Annotated in this window: 22 protein-coding genes; 13 read left to right on the forward strand and 9 right to left on the reverse strand. The window is 62.9% G+C overall.

The features are described from left to right. Nucleotides 1-76: 76 nt before the first annotated feature. Entirely contained in the window at nucleotides 77-2,815 is a 2,739-nt protein-coding gene (gene polA, locus BG57_RS15900; protein WP_035966056.1) for a DNA polymerase I, read from the reverse strand. Nucleotide 2,816: 1 nt separating this feature from the next. On the opposite strand from polA, the gene BG57_RS15905 reads away from it, so the two are divergent. Together BG57_RS15905 and BG57_RS34320 are read left to right on the forward strand one after the other, a co-directional pair. Then, the gene (locus tag BG57_RS15905) at nucleotides 2,817-3,566 is read left to right on the forward strand and encodes an LOG family protein (protein ID WP_035966057.1); all 750 of its coding nucleotides are present in this window, start codon (nucleotides 2,817-2,819) and stop codon (nucleotides 3,564-3,566) included. A gap of 165 nt (nucleotides 3,567-3,731) precedes the next feature. Continuing rightward, nucleotides 3,732-4,835: a lysozyme inhibitor LprI family protein gene (locus BG57_RS34320; protein ID WP_052005842.1), complete on the forward strand. Its 1,104-nt coding sequence runs from the start codon at nucleotides 3,732-3,734 to the stop codon at nucleotides 4,833-4,835. On the opposite strand, the gene BG57_RS15915 is transcribed toward BG57_RS34320, so the two are convergent. Next, a complete protein-coding gene (locus tag BG57_RS15915) occupies nucleotides 4,829-6,355 on the reverse strand; it encodes an AMP nucleosidase (protein WP_035966058.1) in 1,527 nt (508 codons plus the stop codon). The genes BG57_RS34320 and BG57_RS15915 overlap by 7 nt on opposite strands. A gap of 204 nt (nucleotides 6,356-6,559) precedes the next feature. Here BG57_RS15915 and BG57_RS15920 point away from each other — a divergent pair, with 204 nt between their 5' ends. The 3 genes from BG57_RS15920 to BG57_RS15930 all read left to right on the forward strand — a co-directional run bounded on the left by BG57_RS15920 (nucleotide 6,560) and on the right by BG57_RS15930 (nucleotide 8,880). Next, nucleotides 6,560-6,982, forward strand: a complete 423-nt coding sequence (locus BG57_RS15920) for a hypothetical protein (protein ID WP_035966059.1) — start codon at nucleotides 6,560-6,562, stop codon at nucleotides 6,980-6,982. 89 nt (nucleotides 6,983-7,071) lie between these two features. Continuing rightward, nucleotides 7,072-8,043, forward strand: coding sequence for a homoserine kinase (locus tag BG57_RS15925; protein ID WP_035966060.1), 972 nt, complete (start codon nucleotides 7,072-7,074; stop codon nucleotides 8,041-8,043). Nucleotides 8,044-8,058: 15 nt separating this feature from the next. Continuing rightward, nucleotides 8,059-8,880, forward strand: coding sequence for a BPSS1780 family membrane protein (locus BG57_RS15930; RefSeq protein WP_035966062.1), 822 nt, complete (start codon nucleotides 8,059-8,061; stop codon nucleotides 8,878-8,880). 105 nt (nucleotides 8,881-8,985) lie between these two features. Here BG57_RS15930 and BG57_RS31635 read toward each other — a convergent pair whose 3' ends face one another. Together BG57_RS31635 and BG57_RS15935 are read right to left on the reverse strand one after the other, a co-directional pair. After that, the gene (locus tag BG57_RS31635; RefSeq protein ID WP_075583151.1) at nucleotides 8,986-9,159 is read right to left on the reverse strand and encodes a DUF3563 family protein; all 174 of its coding nucleotides are present in this window, start codon (nucleotides 9,157-9,159) and stop codon (nucleotides 8,986-8,988) included. Nucleotides 9,160-9,296: 137 nt separating this feature from the next. Beyond that, nucleotides 9,297-10,457, reverse strand: a complete 1,161-nt coding sequence (locus BG57_RS15935; protein ID WP_035966064.1) for an extracellular catalytic domain type 1 short-chain-length polyhydroxyalkanoate depolymerase — start codon at nucleotides 10,455-10,457, stop codon at nucleotides 9,297-9,299. A gap of 326 nt (nucleotides 10,458-10,783) precedes the next feature. Here BG57_RS15935 and BG57_RS15940 point away from each other — a divergent pair, with 326 nt between their 5' ends. Further along, the gene (locus BG57_RS15940; RefSeq protein WP_229753849.1) at nucleotides 10,784-11,440 is read left to right on the forward strand and encodes a phosphatase PAP2 family protein; all 657 of its coding nucleotides are present in this window, start codon (nucleotides 10,784-10,786) and stop codon (nucleotides 11,438-11,440) included. A gap of 26 nt (nucleotides 11,441-11,466) precedes the next feature. Here BG57_RS15940 and BG57_RS15945 read toward each other — a convergent pair whose 3' ends face one another. Further along, complete coding sequence (locus tag BG57_RS15945) at nucleotides 11,467-12,291, reverse strand: TOBE domain-containing protein (protein ID WP_035966068.1); 825 nt, start codon at nucleotides 12,289-12,291, stop codon at nucleotides 11,467-11,469. A 158-nt stretch (nucleotides 12,292-12,449) separates the two neighbouring features. Here BG57_RS15945 and BG57_RS15950 point away from each other — a divergent pair, with 158 nt between their 5' ends. Together BG57_RS15950 and BG57_RS31640 are read left to right on the forward strand one after the other, a co-directional pair. Beyond that, the gene (locus BG57_RS15950; protein WP_035966071.1) at nucleotides 12,450-14,036 is read left to right on the forward strand and encodes an inorganic phosphate transporter; all 1,587 of its coding nucleotides are present in this window, start codon (nucleotides 12,450-12,452) and stop codon (nucleotides 14,034-14,036) included. A 266-nt stretch (nucleotides 14,037-14,302) separates the two neighbouring features. After that, entirely contained in the window at nucleotides 14,303-14,461 is a 159-nt protein-coding gene (locus BG57_RS31640) for a DUF3309 family protein (protein WP_035966072.1), read from the forward strand. Nucleotides 14,462-14,538: 77 nt separating this feature from the next. On the opposite strand, the gene BG57_RS15960 is transcribed toward BG57_RS31640, so the two are convergent. Next, on the reverse strand, nucleotides 14,539-14,847 hold the full coding sequence (locus BG57_RS15960) for a hypothetical protein (RefSeq protein WP_035966118.1): 309 nt from the start codon (nucleotides 14,845-14,847) through the stop codon (nucleotides 14,539-14,541). Between the two features lie 36 nt (nucleotides 14,848-14,883). Beyond that, entirely contained in the window at nucleotides 14,884-15,114 is a 231-nt protein-coding gene (locus tag BG57_RS15965; RefSeq protein WP_035966075.1) for a hypothetical protein, read from the reverse strand. A 251-nt stretch (nucleotides 15,115-15,365) separates the two neighbouring features. Here BG57_RS15965 and BG57_RS15970 point away from each other — a divergent pair, with 251 nt between their 5' ends. From BG57_RS15970 to BG57_RS15980, 3 genes are all read left to right on the forward strand, one after another. Beyond that, a complete protein-coding gene (locus BG57_RS15970; protein ID WP_035966076.1) occupies nucleotides 15,366-15,638 on the forward strand; it encodes a DUF2866 domain-containing protein in 273 nt (90 codons plus the stop codon). Nucleotides 15,639-15,729: 91 nt separating this feature from the next. Then, nucleotides 15,730-16,167, forward strand: a complete 438-nt coding sequence (locus BG57_RS15975) for an MbcA/ParS/Xre antitoxin family protein (protein WP_035966077.1) — start codon at nucleotides 15,730-15,732, stop codon at nucleotides 16,165-16,167. Between the two features lie 17 nt (nucleotides 16,168-16,184). Continuing rightward, nucleotides 16,185-16,889: an RES family NAD+ phosphorylase gene (locus BG57_RS15980; RefSeq protein WP_035966122.1), complete on the forward strand. Its 705-nt coding sequence runs from the start codon at nucleotides 16,185-16,187 to the stop codon at nucleotides 16,887-16,889. Nucleotides 16,890-16,893: 4 nt separating this feature from the next. Here the strand turns inward: BG57_RS15980 and BG57_RS15985 are convergent, their stop codons facing one another. Both BG57_RS15985 and BG57_RS15990 read right to left on the reverse strand, forming a co-directional pair. After that, on the reverse strand, nucleotides 16,894-18,198 hold the full coding sequence (locus tag BG57_RS15985; RefSeq protein ID WP_052005846.1) for a DNA topoisomerase IB: 1,305 nt from the start codon (nucleotides 18,196-18,198) through the stop codon (nucleotides 16,894-16,896). 68 nt (nucleotides 18,199-18,266) lie between these two features. Continuing rightward, nucleotides 18,267-19,004 (reverse strand): metallophosphoesterase, encoded by a 738-nt coding sequence (locus BG57_RS15990; RefSeq protein WP_035966082.1) that lies wholly within the window; start codon nucleotides 19,002-19,004, stop codon nucleotides 18,267-18,269. Between the two features lie 206 nt (nucleotides 19,005-19,210). Between BG57_RS15990 and BG57_RS15995 the strand changes: the two genes are divergently transcribed. After that, nucleotides 19,211-19,864, forward strand: coding sequence for a DUF1345 domain-containing protein (locus BG57_RS15995; protein WP_035966083.1), 654 nt, complete (start codon nucleotides 19,211-19,213; stop codon nucleotides 19,862-19,864). A gap of 350 nt (nucleotides 19,865-20,214) precedes the next feature. Further along, on the forward strand, nucleotides 20,215-20,640 hold a 426-nt coding region (locus tag BG57_RS16000; RefSeq protein ID WP_174447226.1), incomplete at its 3' end, for a glycogen/starch synthase.

Below are 20,640 nucleotides of genomic sequence, written 5' to 3' on the forward strand. Positions count from 1 at the left end.
CTTCATTGTGCGCGAGCCGGCGTCGCATCGACAAGCGCCGCCGTCGCATGCCGGACATGCGCGCGGCGCCGAACCCTCAATGCGCCTCTTCCCAGTTGTTGCCGACGCCCACTTCCGCGACGAGCGGCACCTTCAGTTCAGCGACGCCGCACATGAGTTCGGGCAGACGCTTCCTCACGTCCGGCAGTTCTTCTTCCGGCACTTCGAGGACGAGTTCGTCGTGGACCTGCATGATCATCTTCGTGCGCATGCCCGTGCTTTCGATCCAGTCCTGCACCGCGATCATCGACATCTTGATGAGGTCGGCGGCGGTGCCCTGCATCGGCGCATTGATGGCCGCGCGTTCGGCGGCCTGACGGCGCGGGCCGCTGCCGCCGTTGATCTCGGGCAGCCACAGACGCCGCCCAAACACGGTCTCGACAAAGCCGTTCATTTTGGCGGTCGTGCGTGTCGTGTCCATGTATGCGGCGACGCCCGGATATCGCGCGAAATAGCGGTCGATATAGAGCTTGGCCGCATCGCGCGTAATGCCGAGATTCGATGACAGCCCGAACGAGCTCATGCCGTAAATCAGGCCGAAGTTGATGACTTTCGCGATGCGTCGCTGATCGTTGTCGACTTCGAGCGGCGTCACGCTGAACACTTCCGAAGCTGTCGCGCGATGCACGTCCTCGCCCTGTCTGAACGCGCGCATCAGCGATTCATCGCCGGAGATATGCGCCATGATGCGCAACTCGATTTGCGAGTAATCGGCGGACACGATCTTGCAGCCCGGCGGCGCGATGAACGCCTCGCGAATGCGCCGCCCTTCGCCGGTCCGTACCGGAATGTTTTGCAGATTCGGCTCGTTCGACGACAGCCGCCCCGTCACCGCGACGGCCTGCGCATAGTTCGTGTGCACGCGTCCCGTCGATGCGTTGACCATGCGCGGCAGCTTGTCCGTATAGGTGGATTTCAGCTTCGACAGCGCGCGATGTTCGAGCAGCACCTTCGGCAGCGGATAGTCTTCGGCGAGCTTCTGCAGCACCTCTTCGTCGGTGGAAGGCGCGCCGCTCGGCGTCTTCTTCACGACGGGCAACTCCAGCTTTTCGAAGAAGATCTGCCCGATCTGCTTGGGCGATCCGAGATTGAATTCACCGCCCGCGAGTTCGTACGCCTGCGCCTGCAATTCGATGAGCCGCTTGGCGATCTCGTTGCTTTGCGCATCCAGCTTCTCGCGATCGATCAGCACGCCATTGCGTTCGATCTTGCGCAGCACGCGCGATGTCGGCATTTCGATATCGCGATAGACGCGCAACAAGCCCTCTTCTTCGGCGACCTGAGGATAGAGCGCCTGATGCAGACGCAAGGTGACGTCCGCGTCTTCGGCGGCGTATTCGGCGGCCTTGTCGAGCGCCACTTCGTCGAAGCCGATCTGCGATGCGCCCTTGCCCGCGACGTCCTCGTACTTGATGGTCTTCACGCCGAGATGCCGCAGCGCGAGGTTGTCCATGTCATGCGGACGATGCGATTCCAGCACGTACGATTGCAGCAGCGTGTCATGCTCGACGCCGCGCAAGTCGATGCCGTAATTCGCGAGCACCTGTTCGTCGTACTTCAGATGCTGTCCGACCTTCTTCTTCGATGCATCCTCGAGCCAGGGCTTGAGCTTCGCGAGCACTTCATCGCGCGGCAGTTGCACGGGCGCATCCGGCCCGCGATGCGCGACCGGAAGGTACGCGGCATGCCCCGCTTCAACCGCCACCGAAATGCCGACGATCTGCGCGACCATCGGATCGAGCGACGTGGTTTCGGTATCGAACGATGTGATCTCGGCGCCCTCGATGCGCGCGAGCCAGGCATCGAACTGTTCCCACGTCTGCACGGTCTCGTAGTGATGAACGATCTCGGTGACTTCGGCGGGCGGCGTGTCGGTCGGGCCTTCCACTGCATCGGCGATTTCGATCTCGCGCAGCCACGTCTTGAAGCCGTGACGCAGGAAGACATCGCGCAGTTCGTCGCGCGCTTCGGGACGGCTCGGCAACGTCTCTTCGATCGACGCAATCTGCGAAGCGAGGTCGCATTCCGTGTGTACGGTGACGAGCTTTCTGGCCATCGGCAGGAAGTCGAGAGCCTTGCGCAGATTGTCTCCTACCGCACCTTTGATCTCACTGGCGTGTGCGACGATGCCATCGAGCGTTTCGTATGCCGTGAGCCATTTGAGCGCGGTCTTGGGGCCGCACTTTTCGACGCCGGGCACGTTGTCGACGGTATCGCCGATGAGCGACAAATAATCGACGATGCGCTCCGGAGGCACGCCGAACTTGTTCACGACGCCCGCGCGATCGAGCGTTTCGTTGGTCATCGTATTGATGAGGGTGACATGATCCGTCACGAGTTGAGCCAGATCCTTGTCGCCCGTCGACACGATCACTTTCATGCCGCGCTTCTCGGCCTGAACGGCGAGCGTGCCGATGACGTCGTCGGCTTCGACGCCTTCGATCATGACGAGCGGCCAGCCGAGCGCACGCACTGCGACGTGGATGGGCTCGATCTGCTTCGAGAGGTCGTCGGGCATGGAAGGACGGTTGGCCTTGTAGTCGGCGTACCAGTCGTCGCGGAAGGTCTTGCCCTTTGCATCGAAGACGCACGCGCTATACTCTGCATTGATTTCGCGCCTCAGGCGCCGCAGCATGTTCACCATTCCATACAGTGCGCCGGTGGGACCGCCGTCGGGACCACGCAGGTCTGGCATCGCGTGGTAAGCCCGGTACAAGTAGCTAGAACCGTCGACCAATAGCAGGGTCTTACCTTCAAGACTGAGTTCTTCAGGCATTATGAACAAGAGAAAAGTGATTCCGAGTCTGCGATCGCTCGCAGATCAAGAGCGCGCGACGGCCAAGAAGGCTCGCGCGTCGTGGCAGATGTTCACGATTATGGCAGAGTTTATCGAGGCGACCGAGTACCTCTCGGAGATCCGCCCTGCCATCAGTATCTATGGTTCGGCGCGTTTGAAACCGGAGTCGCCGTACTATCAGCGCACCATCGAAATTGCTCAAAAGTTCTCCGATGCGGGCTTCGCGGTCATCTCCGGCGGCGGCCCCGGCATCATGGAAGCGGCCAACAAGGGCGCGCATGCGGGCAAGTCGCCGTCGGTTGGCCTGAACATCGAATTGCCGCACGAGCAGTCGGGCAATCAGTGGCAGGACATCTCGCTGCGCTTTCGTCACTTCTTCACGCGCAAGGTCACGTTCGTCAAGAACTCGGATGCGGTCGTCGTGATGCCCGGCGGTTTCGGCACGCTCGATGAACTGGCCGAAGTGCTCACGCTGATTCAGACGAAGAAGTCGCGTCATGTGCCGATCGTGCTGGTCGGCGCGGAGTTCTGGGCGGGGCTTCTGGACTGGTTCAAGAACACGCTGCTCACCAATGGCGTGATCAGCGAGAAAGATCTGGATCTGATGCAGGTCATCGACGAACCCGATCAGGTGCTGGATGCGGTGCTGCGGTTCTATGAAGATCGCGAGGAAGCGGTCGAGGCGCCGGCTGAAGGCAAGTCCGATGAGGATCGGATGTTTTATCTGTGAGGCTGTAGCTTTGGTCCGAAAAGGCTCTCGAATAGGGCCTTTCTGCCTGCGCGTCAGTCCGCTACTTCTGACTTCGGTTAGTCCGGCGCTCGGACGCATTTTCACAAGTATCAGCATCCCTAAATGTAAGCTTTGCGTCGACACACTTAGCAGTCGGAGCAAAGCATGGCAGATATCAGGAATAGCAGGCTTCTCAACAGCGCCCTATGGGTTTGCGCATTTCTGGGCGCTGGCGTATGGGCGATTCTAGGCGAAGCAATATCCCGCCCGATCGTTTCTCGTCTCACTGAGCTAGTCATTACCGGCGACATACCGCAGATGACAGCGTTAGTCATCGCGGCGGCGATGGGAGTCGTCAGATTCTTACCCATTACTTGTACATTATGGGCGTTCTCGACGCGGAAGAGACCGGACCGATTTTCCCGTTGGCGTATGTTCGTGCTGTGGGCGAGCACTCTGCTCGGAGCGATGGCTCTGGCCGCAATAATCGTGACTCAGTTGCACGACACACTGGTCGACGCTGATGAACGCGTCGCCTTGCCCGTTAGCGCAGCGAATCCGCCCGCGCCTGAAAATGAACGTTCGTCGAGTGGTCGGGCGGGTGAAACGGCCGCCACCCAAGCGCCACTGCAGAATGAAAACGAGGCAATCACTGCCGGGTCTCGGCTTGACCCGCAGCAGCAATTCCTAGCGGAAGTAATGCGGCGAGAGCCCGAATTGGGCCAAATCATCAACGATCCTGACTGGAAAACATTCCTGCAAAGGCAGGAGGGAGAGTCGACGATCGTCGAGTTGTTGACTGCTGCGTATAACCGCCGGGATCTGGAAGCGGTAGTCAGATTCATTGAAGCCTTCAAGCTAACAAAGTACGCAGCAGCGACGCGCGGTGTTCCTTTCACTGAAGAAGAGCGCTACGAGGATGAGCTAATGCGCCAGTCTCAGGATGCAAATGCGGGCACCTATCAAACGAGCTTCGACTGTACAAGAGCGCGTTCAACCCCCGAATATCTGATTTGCCACGACGTAGAACTGGCTACCGCAGACTTGCTTCTTGCGCAACTGGTGCAACGGGCACAAGGCGCCGTCGTCGACAAGGCAGCGCTTGCAGAAAGGCTCCGCAAGCAGTGGAATTACCGGCAACAGAAGTGCGTGGACAAGCCCTGCCTTGCAGCATGGTACGCATACGAGCAGGACGTAATTGCCAGGATCGCGCAGACGGGCGACGCAAACGCAACGCAAGATCGCCCGCCAACGATGACAGCCTACTGAAACGCCACCTCCGCAAAGCTCCGCAACTTCCGCGAGTGCAGTTTCGACAACCCGTTCATCCGCAGCAGTTCCATCGCCTTCACGCCGATCTGCAAATGCTGGTCGACCTGCGCACGATAGAACTGATCCGCCATCCCCGGCAGTTTGAGTTCGCCATGCAGCGGCTTATCCGACACGCATAGCAACGTCCCGTACGGCACGCGGAAGCGGAAGCCGTTCGCGGCAATCGTCGCGCTTTCCATATCGAGCGCAATCGCGCGGCTTTGCGACAGCCGTTGCACCGGCTCGCGATGTTCGCGCAGTTCCCAATTGCGGTTATCGACGCTCGCGACCGTGCCCGTCCGCATTACGCGCTTCAGTTCCACGCCTTCCAGCTGCGTGACCTGCGCCACCGCTTTCTCCAGCGCCACCTGCACTTCCGCGAGCGCCGGGATCGGCACCCAGAGCGGCAGGTCCGCATCGAGCACATGATCCTCGCGCACGTAGCCGTGCGCGAGCACGTAGTCGCCGAGGCGCTGCGTGTTGCGCAGGCCCGCGCAATGTCCGAGCATGATCCACGCATGCGGACGCAGCACCGCGATGTGATCCGTGATCGTCTTCGCATTCGACGGCCCCACGCCGATGTTCACCATCGTGATGCCGCTGCCGTCCGCGCGCTTCAGGTGATACGCCGGCATCTGCGGCAGGCGCGCGAGCGGAGCGCCCTCCTCCGGCTGCGCGTCGAGATTTGCGTTGTGCGTGACGACATCGCCCGGCTCGACGAACGACGAATACTCGCTGCGATACGCTCGCGTCTCTTCATCGTCGGCGCGCGACATCATCGTGCGACCGAGCTTCACGAACTCGTCGATATAGAACTGGTAGTTCGTGTACAGCACGTAGTTCTGAAAATGCGTCGGGGAAGTCGCCGTGTAATGGCGCAGCCGATGCAGCGAGAAATCCACGCGCGCCGCCGTGAAAAGCGCAAGCGGATGCGGCTCGCCCGCGGCCGGCTCGTACGTGCCGTTGACGATGCGATCATCCAGCAATGCGAGATCGGGCGTATCGAAGACATTGCGCATCGCGAGCAGGCGATCACGGTCGAGATCGCCCTCGAGATGGATGCCCTCGGCGAATGCGAAGTGAATTGGGATAGGCTGCGCCGACACGCCCACTTCGATGCCCACGTGATGATTCTTCGCGAGCAGCCGCAATTGCTCGCGATAGTAATCGCCGAAGAGATCGGGGCGCGTGAGCGTCGTCTCGAAGATGCCCGGCCCGGCGACGAAGCCGTACGAGCGCCGCGAATCGATCTGGGAGTTCAGCTCGGTCCGCACGCGCACGAACGGATAGCACGCGCGCACGCGATGCGTGAACTGCTCGTTGCGCCGATACCGCGCGAAGGCATCGCGCAGAAAGGCGGTGTTTGCTTCGTAGATCGCGGACAGACGCGTGACGGCGGCGGCCGGATCGTCGAAGGATTCGGTCGGGAAGTCGTTCGCGGGCGTGCCCTGAGTGCTTTGAGTGCGGTCGTTTGTCATGGTCTTGTGCGTGTCTTTGTGCCCTCGTGATAAATCACATTAACACGGAAGAAAGTGAGAACCATGAAGCCCCTCATCGCGTGGGTGCCTCCGCGTGCACCTTTTTTTTGCGCAATGCCGCGAGCCGCAAAAGCGGCGCAGAATAAGGCAATGCTTCGCTTGCGTTAGGGTTTGCTAGAATCCGCCATCGCCTGGAGAACTCCCATGAAGCCCCTTCTTTCTGCCGCCGCGGCAGTCCTCGCCGCCGCAAGCGTTGGCGTTTTCGCGCAACCCGTGCCCAACGCCACACAATCGGCAGCGGACCCGGCAGCACAACCGGCCAAGCAACAAGCCATGTCGCCGGAAGAAGCCGCGGGCCTTCCGGATCTCAAGGCCATCAACCGCCCGCCCGCCAACGTCAGCTCGAAGGTGGAAATCTCGCCGCCGCGCAAGCCGAGCTTCCATGAACTCAGCTCGAACGGCACGGAGATCACCGAGTATCGCGACAAGGGCAAGCCCGTCGAAATCAACGTGCAGTCGAATTTCGGCACGCGTTATCAGATGAGCGCGCCTGCGGATACGTCGCCGCAAGTGCGCGACAACGGCAAGGCGAGCACGCGCCTGCCATCCGTCAATCTGCGCTATTGACGCCAGTAAGATAGTCCCAAGCCCGCTCGTCAGCAGCGGGCTCCTTCATTCGGCCCGCTCGGGCCATCCACCAGATCGACGTATTCTGCATGGCCGTATTCACCCCCGTCACTGACGCCGAACTCGGCGACTGGCTGCAACACTACGATCTCGGCGATGTCGTCGAATTTCGCGGCATTCACTCGGGCATCGAGAACAGCAATTTCTTTCTCACGACGACGCACGGCCAGTACGTGCTGACGATCTTCGAAAAACTCACCGCGACGCAGTTGCCGTTCTATCTGGATCTGATGCGGCATCTCGCGTCGCATCGCGTGCCGGTGCCCGATCCGATGCCGCGCCGCGACGGTTCGCTGTTCGGCATGCTGAAGGGGAAACCGGCGGCCATCGTCACGAAGCTCGAAGGCGCGCCGGAACTTGCGCCGACGCCCGCGCACTGCATCGAAGTCGGGCAAATGCTCGCGCGCATGCATCTCGCGGGGCGTGACTTCGCGCGGCATCAGCCGAACCTGCGCAGCCTGTCGTGGTGGCAGGAGAACGTGCCGGCCATCGCCAGTTTTCTGACCGACAGCCAGCGCGCACTCATCGAAACCGAACTCGCGCATCAGGCGGCGTTCTTCGCCTCGGCGGATTACGCCACGCTGCCCGAAGGCCCGTGCCATTGCGATTTGTTCCGCGACAACGTCCTGTTCGCGCACGGCCGGCAGCACGTGCGCCTCGGCGGCTTCTTCGATTTCTACTTCGCAGGCGTCGACAAGTGGCTCTTCGATGTCGCCGTCACCGTGAACGACTGGTGCACCGACCTGGAAACGGGCGCGCTCGATCCCGCTCGCGTCGATGCCCTGCTGCGCGCGTATCAGACCGTGCGTCCGTTCACGCCGGCCGAAGATTGTCACTGGAACGACATGCTGCGCGCCGGCGCAATGCGCTTCTGGGTCTCGCGGCTGTACGACTTCCATCGCCCGCGCGAGGCGGAGTTGCTGAAACCGCACGATCCCGGTCATTTCGAACGCATTCTGCGCGAGCGAATCCATGCCGCTTCCTCTCACGCCCAACGGTAACCCGGCAACTCATCCATGCGACTGATCGAAGTTCCCGCCAAAACCGGCTACGTATGGTTCCGCCAGGGCATCTGGCTGTTCCGCCGCAACCCGTTCGCGTTCCTGACGCTGTTCTTCGCGTATCTGTTCGTGATGACGCTGATCTCGCGCGTGCCGCTCATCGGCCCGTTGCTGCCGTTGCTGTTCATTCCGGGTATCGCGGTGGGTTTCATGTCGGCATGCCGCAATACCATCGCGGGCAAGCCGGTGTGGCCGACCATTCTCGTCGATGGCTTTCGCTCCTACGGCAATGCGGTCGCGCGCCGGCTGCTGGTGCTCGGGGTGTTGTATATCATCGCGATGGGCGTGATCTTCGGCATCTCGGCGCTCGTCGATGGCGGCACGCTGCTCAACCTGATGATGGGCAACGGCCCTTCCGGCGATCCGGAGACCGTCGCTGCGAGCTTCAATCCGCTCGCCGTGCTGGTCGCGATGGCGTGTTATCTGCCCATCGCGATGCTCTTCTGGTTCGCGCCGATCCTCATCGCGTGGCACGAGGTGCCGACGGCGAAGGCGCTGTTCTTCAGCCTCGTTTCGTGCTGGCGCAATCGCGGCGCCTTCGTTCTATACGGCGTGTTGTGGATCGCGGTTGCGCTGGCAGTGTCGTTCGGGCTGACGGCGCTGATGCAGGCGATCGGCGTCGGCCAGGAAATGGCGTTCGCGGTGCTGATGCCGGCATCCATCCTCGTCACGACGGCGCTTTATTGTTCCTTCTACGCGACGTATCGCGGATGCTTCGGCGTTCAGTCGCCCGATACGCCCGACCTGCCGAATGCGTCGGATGTGTCCGGCGCGTAAGCCGAATCGCTCGCGCAAATGAAAATGCCGGCTTTGACAGCCGGCATTTTCACATCCACCGCGAACGATGAAGCGATAAAGCTTAGAACGATGAAGCGATAAAGCTTAGTTCGACATCCACGACGGATGACGCGCCGCTGCGCGCTGATCGAGCTTCTTCATGCGATATTCGAGATCGTAAATGTCGGTCGCTTCGGCGAGGTACTCGTCGTCGCGCTCGCGATCGCGCTGGTCAGCGGACTTGGTCAGAAACAGGAAAAAGCGGGAAAGCAGGAACATGGTTGGCCTCGCTGGAATACTGGGGTAACTACCTATAGAAGCGATTATAGGGTAATCCCTGATGCGACGCCAGCCTTTTACGCTAGAACACTGATACTAAAGATCATTTTGCAACAGTCGAAACAATGCGCCGCCGCTTACGCGACGAACGCAGCCTGCGCCGCTTCTTTGGAACGGCGTTGATGCTTGAAGAATTCCCACATCAGCGCAGCCGAATCCCGCCCTTTCGATGAGTGAAACGCGACCGTATCGTCGCCGCCGGCCCACGAATGGCCGAGCCCGCGAACGATCGACGTCTTCACCACGCGCCGGCCGTTCTTGAAGTAATCGCGCACGACGCCGTCGTCCTGCGTTTCCTCGCGGACATCGCCCGCGCGGCGATTGCCCGCGGCATCGATGAAACCGTTCAGCCGCAAGAACTGCTTTGTAAGCTGATCCGCATTCGCCGACGTGACGACGGAATCGAGCTCGCCGTGGACGATCACCGCGGGCATGCCCGGGTAGTCGCGCACATCGACGGCTGCGTCGATCAGGGCCACCGGATCGGAGCGGCTGCCGCGCCGCATGACGTCCATCGCGCCGATGGCCGACGTCGCTTCGCCGAACACGACGCCCGAATGAAGGCCGACCGCGGCGAACAGCTGCGGATAGCGCACCGCCAGCATCGCCGAAAGCCCCGCTCCCGCCGACATGCCCGCCAGATAGATTCGCTCGGCGTCGAAATCGTGCTTCGCGATGACCGCGTTGATGAGCGAGACGATCGACGCCGCTTCGCCGCCGCCCGCGCCGCTGGAATCGTCGTACCAGTGCCAGCAGCGATGCGGATGCTCGTGCTTCGACTGTTCCGGGTACAGCACTGCGAAGCCGTACTTGTCGGCGAGCAGGTTCATGCGCGTGCCTTGCGCGAATTCGTCGGCGGTCTGCTGGCAGCCGTGAAGCATCACGACGAGCGGCAGTTTGCCGAGCGTGGCTTTCGGCGGCATGTACAGCGCGTACGACAGGTGATTGACGAACCGCCCGGCTGTCGGCGGCGCGGAATGATACGAGCGATCCCACTTGCCTCGCGCCCACGCCGACGCACGCGGCCGCACCCGCGACTCGCGGACTTCGGGGCGCGCCAGAGTACGCGGCGAGACGGTGGTTTTGGTCGCTGTGCCGGGCTTGATATTCGATTTAACGGTTTTCGCGCGCACCGGCTTGGTCGCGGCGCGCGGCTTCGGAAGGGGTTTCAGGTCCACTTGGCCAGCGACCAGGCGTCTCAAGCCGCGCAACCAGACTTTGGTAAGGCTTTTCGACATTCGGCTGGGCTCTCCACAAACGTTGATTCAATTAGTGCGCGACAAACAGACGCGCATCTTGCTGCATTGCACAATAACATTAAATTCGTTTTCTGAGTGAACGCGCTCAGCGCACGCAAACGAATTTTGGCGGCGCTTATCACACGATGTCCGCTTTAAACAGAGGATGAGCGCCGTAAGCGGATAGCTCTTTCCGACAAATTCGGCCTGGTCCGAACCGGTATACTCCTCGGCTTCGCACACAATTAAGTGGTCGGTCTGCCGCAGTGCAGCAACGCCCATACCACGCGAACACAATGAACCTCGATTTGCCCTTTTCAGTCTGGATGAGCATCACTGCCCTCGGCGGCACGGGCGTCATGCTGCCCGTCGCCATCGCCGCGGCTGCGTGGCTGGCGCTCGGCTATCGCTGGAAATACACGATCGAATGGGTCGCGCTCTTCGGCGTCGGCAGCGCGCTCGTCGCGGTGAGCAAAATCGCGTTCATCGGATGGGGAATTGGAATCCGGCATGTGGACTTCACCGGTATCAGCGGGCACGCCTACATGGCGACGTCCGTCCTGCCCGTCGCGATATTCGTCGCCTTGTTGCCCGCGCGCGGCTCGATTCGGGGAGCCGGCGTTCTGATCGGCTTGCTGCTGGGCGTGGTGGTCAGCGGGTCGCGTGTCGTGGTGAACGCGCATTCGGTGTCGGAAGTAGTGGCCGGCTGCATGCTCGGCGCGGCGGTATCGCTCGCGTTCGTGCACATTGCATGGCGCGCGGAGCCGGGCAAGCTCTCGCCGATGCCGGTAGCGGCGAGCCTGGCCGCCGTCGTCGTGGCGCTGCATGGCGTACCCGTGCCGACGCAGCATTGGATCACCGAAATCGCGCTCGGATTGTCTGGCCATCCGTACCCTTACGTGCGGGCGCTCTGGAAGTCGAAGAGCTATCACAAGCCGGATCGCCGGACCGACGTCCAGATAATCCGCGATGGCCTGAGCTGACCATCGCGTTTTCGCGCGCTCGGTCGTCAGTCGTTCACGCCGATGATCACGCTCGACGCCTTCACCACCGCCACCGCTTTCTGACCCGGCGCGAGGCCGAGCGTGTCCACGCTTTGGTTGGTGATGATCGCGGTGACGGTCGTCGCGTCGTCGAGTGAAAGCGTCACTTCGGCGTTCACCGCGCCGCGCGTCACGCTCGCGACGGTCCCGCGCAACTGATTGCGCGCCGACAGCTTCGCCGGGGCGTCTTCCATCAGCATGACCCAAGAGGCCTTGATGAGCGCGAACGCATCGCTGCCTTCCGTGAGACCAAGCGTCTCGGTGCTCTCATGCGTGACGACCGCGACGATCGTCTGCCCGCCCGGCAATCCAAGCTCGATTTCGTCGTTGACCGCGCCGCGCCTGATCTTCGTGACCTTTCCCGCCAACTGATTGCGTGCACTCGTTCTCAATCCCAGTCTCCCGATCAGTCGCCAATCGTCCTCGAAGCCTTCGATGGCTTCACCTACCCGCCTCAGAAACTTGCGATGCTCGCGCTCGACGGCCTGATACGTGTCGATGATCCGCAACGCCGATGCCGTCAGCTTCGTCCCGCCGCCGCCGCGGCCACCGGTGGCGCTGGCAACCAGCGGTTCGCCGGCCAGATTGTTCATCGTATCGATCGCGTCCCACGCCGCCTTGTAGCTCATGCCGACGGCTTTGGCCGCCGCGGTGATCGAACCCGTATCGCGGATGGCGGCCAGCAGCGCGATGCGCGCCGCGCCGCCGAGCGTCTCGCCGCCGCTTTTCAGCCACACCGAGCCGCCGAGTTCGAGCAGATCGCGCGGCGCGGGCGGGGTCGTCTTGGTCATCGATCGTGTCGTGGCTGGTCAGGAAGGGCGCGGCGATTATATCGGCGTTCTCTTCGGCGCATTCATATGAAATAACAAAGGCTTACGCGTTCACGAAACCGACACGCGCGCCAGCAAACATGGCCCTTTCCGCAATGTTCCAGGCTCAAGGACGCGCCATGAACCAGATCGTCTTTCCGAACACCCGCGCAGGCCGCACGCCGGGGCAACGACTCGCTTTCCTCGTATTCCTGCTCACAATCGGGGCAGGCGCCGTCTACTGTGTCATGCATCTGCTGGAAGATCTGGCGCCGGTGCGCGAATCGTCCGCGTTCCCTTACATTCTGCTCGGCGTTGCGCTGCTCATCGCGCTCGGTTTTGAATTCGTCAACGGCTTCCACGATACCGCCAACGCCGTCGCGACAGTCATCTACACGCACTCGCTGACGCCCAACCTCGCGGTCGTCTGGTCCGGTGCGTGGAATTTCATCGGCGTGCTCGTGTCCAGTGGCGCGGTCGCCTTCGGCATTCTGCAGTTGCTGCCGGTGGAACTGATCATCGGCGTCGGCAGTTCACAGGGCTTCGCGATGGTTTTCGCGCTGCTGATCGCGGCGATCATCTGGAACCTCGGCACGTGGGCGCTCGGCCTGCCGTCTTCCAGTTCGCACACGCTGATCGGCTCGGTGATCGGCGTCGGCCTGATGAACCAGATGCTGCACGGGACCAATGGCACGTCGGGCGTCGACTGGAGCCAGGCGGTGTCGGTGGGCAAGTCGCTGCTGTTTTCGCCGATTATCGGCTTCGTCCTTGCCGGCTTCCTGCTCTATGTGCTGAAGCTCGTGGTGCGCGTGCCTGCGCTCTACAAGGAGCCGAAGCCGAACACGCCGCCGCCGTTCTGGATTCGCTGCTTGCTGATCCTGACGTGCACCGGCGTGTCGTTCGCGCACGGCTCAAACGACGGCCAGAAAGGCATGGGCCTCATCATGCTCATCCTGATCGGCACCGTGCCGACCGCGTACGCGCTCAACAAGGCCGTGACCTCGGGCGAAACGCAGACGTTCCTTGCGGTAAGCCACAGCGCATCGGAGGCATTGCAGCGTTATGCCGGCGACGCGTCTCCCGGTGCGGATGCGCGTGCGCGCGTCGAACGCTACGTGCAGACCAAAACGCTCGCGCCGGATAGCGTCGCATCGCTGAAGGCGCTGATCGATTCCATCGATTCGCAGATCCGCCCCAGCGAGACGATCGCCGCCGTGCCGCAAGGCAATGTCCGCAACGTGCGCAACGAGATGTACATCGCGTCGGAAGCGTTGCGCTTGATGGGGAAGCAGAACGCGCCTGCATTCGCGCCGAACGACCGCGCCGTGCTCGACAACTACAGGCATCAGCTCGATCACGCGACGAAGTTCATCCCGACGTGGGTGAAAGTCGCCGTGGCGGTCGCGCTGGGACTGGGAACGATGGTCGGCTGGAAGCGCATCGTGGTGACGGTCGGCGAGCGCATCGGCAGGACGCACCTCACCTATGGGCAAGGCGCATCGGCGGAGCTGGTCGCGATGGTCACCATCGGCGCCGCCGATGCCTACGGGCTGCCCGTGAGCACGACGCACGTGTTGTCGTCGGGCGTTGCCGGCACGATGGCCGCGAATGGCTCCGGCCTTCAATGGCGCACGGTGCGAAGCCTCGCGCTCGCGTGGGTGCTGACGCTGCCGGTCTCGATCGCGCTGGCCGGCCTGCTGTTCTGGATCTTCCGCGGAATATTTTGACACCGACCCCAATGCAATTCTTTCAAGGCGCTCGATCAACTCTTTCCTTTTGACAATCGCCAGAGTTCGCGCCTGCGTCGCCGGGAGCGCGCCGCGCCTTGTTTCATAAGGGTTTCGCGCCAATGGCACGGATGCTGCTCTCTGCTCCTTGTCGATCGCAACACCAAACGGCCGGCGGCATTGCGCCGCTCGCTCCGACGTGCGGCTGCCTGGGGGAGGCCACGTCGAGCCGGATGGTCGCGCGATCTTTTACAAGGAGAAGTCAAATGACAATCGGAACCATCCTGTTGATCGTGCTTATCTTGCTGCTGATCGGCGCCATTCCATCGTGGCCGCACAGCCGTAGCTGGGGTTACGGACCGAGCGGGATTCTCGGCGTCGTGCTGGTCGTGGTGATTGTTCTGTTGCTGATGGGACGCCTATAAGCGCCCTGTCGCCGGCTAAAAAGAAAGGGGCGCTCGATGGAGCGCCCCTTTCTCGTTCTGGCTGTCGCGCCGGTTATTCAGACGCGCATGACCTGTCCGTTCGGATCGATCTTGCGCGGGATGACCGGCTCAGTCTGCTTCCGCGAATTGCCCTTGCGCGGCGACGCGGCGACCGGCTGATCGATGGAAGCCTTGTCGGCCACCTGCTTGACTGCCGTCGCGCTCTTGCGCTTCTTCTTCGCGGCCGTGCGCGATGCGCCATGCGCCTTATTCTTGCCCTTCACCACGTGTACTTCGGGCGGATTCCAGACTTCCGTGTAATGCGTCGCCGCCGCTACCGGCGACGAACTCAACACGAAAGCGATCGTCAGGAATGCGAGTTTCAAGTCGTTTCGCTCCATCGATTTATGCCCCTGTTGCCTCTAATGATCCTGACGCGCGCTGCGCGAGAGGATGGCGTCGAGCGAGCGCTCGGACGTTTCGAGTTCGCGCAGTGCGTCGTCCAGGCGCTGCTGCGAACGCGCCACGGAGCGCGCGCCGTACTCCAGAGCCGGCTCGCCTCGAGTGGCGTCGAACGCGGCGTTCACCGCGCGTGTCGCGCGCATGAAACGTTCGAGCGCGGCGGCTTCGAGCGAATCGTTGCGGGATATCATCGGCACACTCCTTGTTGCGGACAACTGTACGAATATACAGTAAGCCGGCCCGCCGGCAAACAAACGACGCCGCGCGTGGTGAAAATGCCGAAGCGCCTCTTGACCGGCGTATCCCAACGCATTGGAACATGGAAGCGGCTTTTCGCCGCACGCGGCATTGCGTTACCGCCGATTAAGCGCGGCTTAATTATCCGCGGACACACTCGACTCGCCATCTGGCCCAACGGGGCCGTCAACGTGAGGAATGTGCCATGTCCAGCAACGCCGCCACGCGTTCATCCTTCTCCAATCTTGCCCGCGCGATGCGCAGCCATACCGCGCTGACGCTGAGCCGATGCCGTCTGTCCGCGCCGATCGAGCCGCCCTGGGGTCAGCCGTACCGGATGGTCGAGTGGTCGTTGAAGAGCGATCCGCATCTGCAGCGCTGCGTGGTGCCGGCCGATTGCACGCCGTCCGATATCGCCGACGCACTGCAATCTCACGTTCCCGGCCGCCGCTACACCCTGCCGGAAGACGAAGATTAACCCGCAGTCGTCGCGCGCAGGCGAAATATCGCTTGTATAAATCCATATATGGACTACCATGCGTTAAGAGTTCCTTTGGAGACTTAACGACATGCCTCACGCCGCACGCGCTGCCTCGGCGACGACCGAACATCCGGTCCCGCGCCCCACGCCGGATATCGGCGACTTGTCTGCGGCCGGCCTGCGCGCGTTCATCAACATCGCCCGCGACTGGGCCTTGTCAGCCGACGAGCAGATCAAGCTGCTCGGCTCGCCCGGCCGCTCGACGTACTTCAAATGGAAGAACACGCCCGAATCGGCGCGGCTGCCGCGTGACACGCTCGAACGCCTGTCGCTGATTCTCGGCATCTACAAGGCGCTGCAGATTCTGCTGCCCGAACCGCACGCCGCCGATACCTGGGTCAGGCGTCCCAACACCGCGCCGCCGTTCGGCGGCAAGCCGGCGCTCGATCGCATGCTGGCGGGCAATATCAGCGATCTCGTCGCCGTGCGCCAATATCTCGACGCGATGCGAGGCGGCTGGGCGTGAACGACAAGCAGGCTGAAATGAACTGGCGGGCGCGCTGGCCGCATGGCGAACTCGACTGGTCGCCGGCGTATCGGGTGATTCCGACGCGTTTTCCGGCGGTGAATCTGTTCGACCGCGTCGCGTCGCCGCAAGATTTCGACGCCCTCTACGCGCTCGAAGCAATGACCAACGACCGCCTGCGCACCGAGACCGGCGAACTGGATTTGGTGCCACCCGACGAACGCTGCTTCGGGCCGGGATGCGGGCCGATCATGGCCGCTTTCACGCATTTGAATCCGAGCGGCAGCCGCTTTTCCGACGGCAGCTACGGCGTGTTCTATTGCGCCCGCGAGCGGCGCACGGCCATCGCGGAGACGCGCTATCACGCCGGTCTCTTCCTCGCCGCAACGAAGGAAGCGCCGTTGCGGCAGCAGATGCGCCTCTACACGGTCGTCGCGCGGGGCGAGGTCGTCGATTTAACGGGCGATCGCATCGCGCAGGCGGGTCTCGATCCGCGCATTCTCGCGCCGGACGATTACGCGCCCGGCAAGGCGCTAGGGCGTGCGATCCGGGCGGCGGGCGCACCGGGCATCGCGTATCCGTCGGTGCGCGATCCGCAGGGTGAATGCCTCGCTGCGCTGCGTACGACGATGCTGCGCGACTGCCATCACGCCGCGTATCTCGAATACAACTGGAACGGCGAAACGATCGACTACGTGTTCGAGCTGAATCAGGTCGGCTAGGCGATCATCGGATCGCGACCGCCGTCGATGTCCGCGTGCGCGACAGCTTCTTCGTCGCCGGACGCGCGGCCTTCGGCGCGGTCTTGCGCGCGACGGTCTCGATCGCCTGGACCGCCGCATCCTTGGCGCTTCCCTTCAGCGCACCGGCGCGCGCCTTGCGGCTCGATTCGGCGAGCATGCCGGTCAGCCGCGTATCGCTTGCGGCTGCGCCCTTGCGGTTCTTGCGCGCCGCCTCGCGCGCCCGGCGCTTCGCCTCCTTTTCCAGAAAGATGACGAGCGCGGCTTCATCGGTCTTGAGTCCGTGACGGCGCGACGCGGGCAGCGCTTCAGCGAGTTCGCCCGCTTCGAACGCCTCGATGACAGCCGGATGCACATAACACTTGCGGCAGACGGCCGGCGTATTGCGGAGCAGTTGCGACACTTCCTTGATTGTCCCGACGATGTGCTTGCGCGCCTCCGTCACGGTCTCCCACTGCAGCTTGCGCAGCGCCGCGAGCGCGAACACGCTGCCCGCCCACGTCCGATAGTCCTTCGCCGTGAAATCCGCGCCGGTGATCTCGCGCAGATACTCGTTGATGTCCGACGACGTCACGCCGTGGCGCGTGCCGTCCGCATCGAGATACTGAAAGAGGTCCTGGCCCGGCAGGTCCATGCAGCGCTTGACGATTCGCGCGACGCGCGCATCGCTCACGGCGACGTCGTGTTCGATGCCGCTCTTGCCGCGAAACTTGAAGCGCAGCGTTCCCGCCGATACCTTCAGATGCCGCTTCCTCAGCGTCGTCAGCCCGTACGAGCGATTCTCCCGCGCGTATTCCTCGCTGCCGACGCGGATCAGCGTCGTATCGAGCAGCCGCACGACGGTGGCGAGCACCTTGTCGCGCGGCATGCCGTCGAGCGCGAGATCGCGTGTGACGCGCGCCCGCAGCTTCGGCAGCACCGCGCCGAACGCGAGCATGCGCTCGTATTTGTTCGCATCGCGGGTTTCGCGCCACTGCGGGTGATAGCGATACTGCTTGCGTCCGCGCGCATCACGGCCCGTGGCCTGCAGATGGCCGCGCGAGTCCGGGCAGATCCAGACATCGGTATAGGCGGGCGGGATCGCGAGCGCCTTGATGCGCCGGATGTCGGCCTCGTCCTCGATGCGATTGCCCTGCGTATTGAAGTAGACGAACTCCCCGTCGATCCATTCGCGGGTGTAGCCGCGCCGCGAGTCGTCGACGTATCGGAGGCCGGGAGGCAAGTCTTCGATGCAGACTGCCGCGTTGTCGTTTTGCGCACCGCTCGCGCTCTTAGCCCCGTTGCTTTCGATGGTCGCCACTGCCTGCCTCGCCTGTTTGCTTTCGATTCATGGCGAGGAATTGAGCAACGCCCGTGCCGCTAGGGCAACGCCAGCTCCCGCGCGCCTTCCGACGCGGCCCAGCGCTCCTTCACGGACCATCGTTCGTCGGTGCCGGCTTCGACGATCGTGAGCCGCCCTTCCGATGCGAACGCGCCGGTATCGATAAAAATCTGCGAGCCGATCTGCCGCACCGCGCGCATCGGCGTGTGGCCGCAGTACGTGGGCGAGAGACCGCGTTGCAGGCCGGGGTCCGCATTGCCGAGCGCAAGGCCGCGGCCCCATAGCATCTGGCTGCGCGTCTGGTCCGCGAACTCGGCGGCGTCGAGATCGGTGTCGCTGCCGAAGAACTCCGCGTGCAGCACGTTGAAACGCCGCTCGCCTTCGCCGACGACGCGCACGAGCGGCAAGCGCGCAAGCCGCGTGGCGAGCGTCTTGAGCTGCTCGTCCGCGAGCGTTTCGGCCCATGATCCGCCGATGGCGTACCAGGCTTGGCGACGCATCGCGCCAGTCGCGACCGCGATCAGCGAATCCTCGTGATTGCCGAGCACCGGATAGAACCACGGCTTGTCGATCAACTCGATTGCGGCGAGCGAATCCGTGCCGCGATCGATCAGATCGCCGACCGAGAACAGACGATCGCGCGAGCCGTCGAAGCCGATCTCGCGCAACAGATAACGCAGCGCATCGACGCAGCCATGCAGATCGCCGACGACGAAATCGCGGCCGATCTCATTGGCTGGGTGCCTGCAGACGACGGGATAGGTAGGATCATTCATGCGTCGAATCTTAGCGCCGGCTCAACGGCCGGTGTGCGTGCTGGGTCGCTTTTCGCTGCGTTTTCGGCGGCGAGCGGCGGCAGCGTTTCGAAATGGTCTCCGATCCGATTGTCGCCCGAAAGCAGGCGCTGCGGCCATCACTTGCACATGCGTCTGTAAGGCGCGTCAGTGATAATCGCTGACTGCCGCGTTTCCCCGTCGAGACGATGAATATCCTCCCACCCGTGTTGCGCACCCGTCCCCGCGCCCTGATCGGCCTGGCGGTCGGCTTTTGCGTCGCCGCTCTCCTTCCAGGGAACGTGCGGCCGATCGTGCGCGCGCTCATCGGCTGGGACTCGGCCGTGTGGCTGTATCTCGCGCTCATCTGGCTGCGGATGGCCACCACGCGGCAAAGCAACGTGCAGGCGCTCGCCGAGCGCGAGGATGAAAACGCCGCCGCCGTGCTGATGATCGTCAGCCTCGCGGCGGTTGCGAGCGTCGTCGCGATCGTCGTGGAACTGGCGGCGGCGAAGAGTGTCGGCACGCATGCGTATCTGAACTATGCGTTGACCGGCGCGACGATGCTGGGCGCATGGTTTCTCATCCCGACGATGTTCACGCTGCATTACGCGCGGCATTACTATCGCTCGCCACCCGGCAACCCCGCGCTCAGGTTTCCCGACCGCCACCTCAAACCCGACTATTGGGATTTCCTGTACTTCTCGTTCACCATCGCCGTCGCCTCGCAGACGTCCGACGTGGTGCTCTGCTCCCGGGACGCACGCCGCACGGCGCTCGCGCAATCGGTACTGTCGTTCTTCTTCAACCTGGCGGTCCTCGGATTGTCGGTGAACATCGCGGCCAGCATGGTCGGCAGCTAAGGCCGATGCGCCGCGCGTAACGCGCCCTTCACATCACCTCGATACGCTTTTAACGCCCTGTGTAAAAACGCGACGCACGCCGCTGTCAGTTTTACACGCGGCACGCGCATGAGCTTTTGCGCTGTTGCGAAATGCGCGACACCGGGCCCTCGTCGAACCTAAGTCCGAAATGATCGTGCGAGTGCGCACATACGGGACAGGGTCGTGGCATGCACATTGCTGCACTGCGCAAGCCAAAAAGAATTCACCGATCAGTACCCGGAATGCGCGGCCCGGCTGGTCCTCGTCACCGATGTCGAGTGCACGAGTGCATGGCCATCGCCCCGCGTTTGCCCGCACAGGAGTCCACTTTGCCTTTGAACGTTCTGCTGGTCGCCTCCGAGGCCGTCCCGCTCGCCAAGACCGGCGGCCTCGGCGACATGGTCAGCGCATACGCCGCCGCCCTGCGCGCAGCCGGCGTCGACGCCACGATTCTCCTGCCCGCGTACCCCAAGGCCCTCGCCACGGCGGTGGACGTCAGCAAGGTCTGCACGCTTCACGATCTCCCCGGCGGCGATGCCTCGCTCTTGCGCGCGCGCATGCCCGATACCGGCGTGCCGGTGCTTTTGTTGCGCTGCGATGCACTGTATGCGCGCACCGGGCTTTATCAGGATGCACAGGGCCGCGATTATCCCGACAACGCAGTCCGCTTCGCGACGCTGTCGGCGGCCGCCGTGCGTGTCGCGCAAGGCGTGCGCGGCGTCAAGAAGCCGGACATCGTCCACGCGCACGACTGG

Origin of the sequence: Caballeronia grimmiae (assembly GCF_000698555.1) — a bacterium.
GTDB classification, from domain to species: Bacteria; Pseudomonadota; Gammaproteobacteria; order Burkholderiales; family Burkholderiaceae; genus Caballeronia; species Caballeronia grimmiae.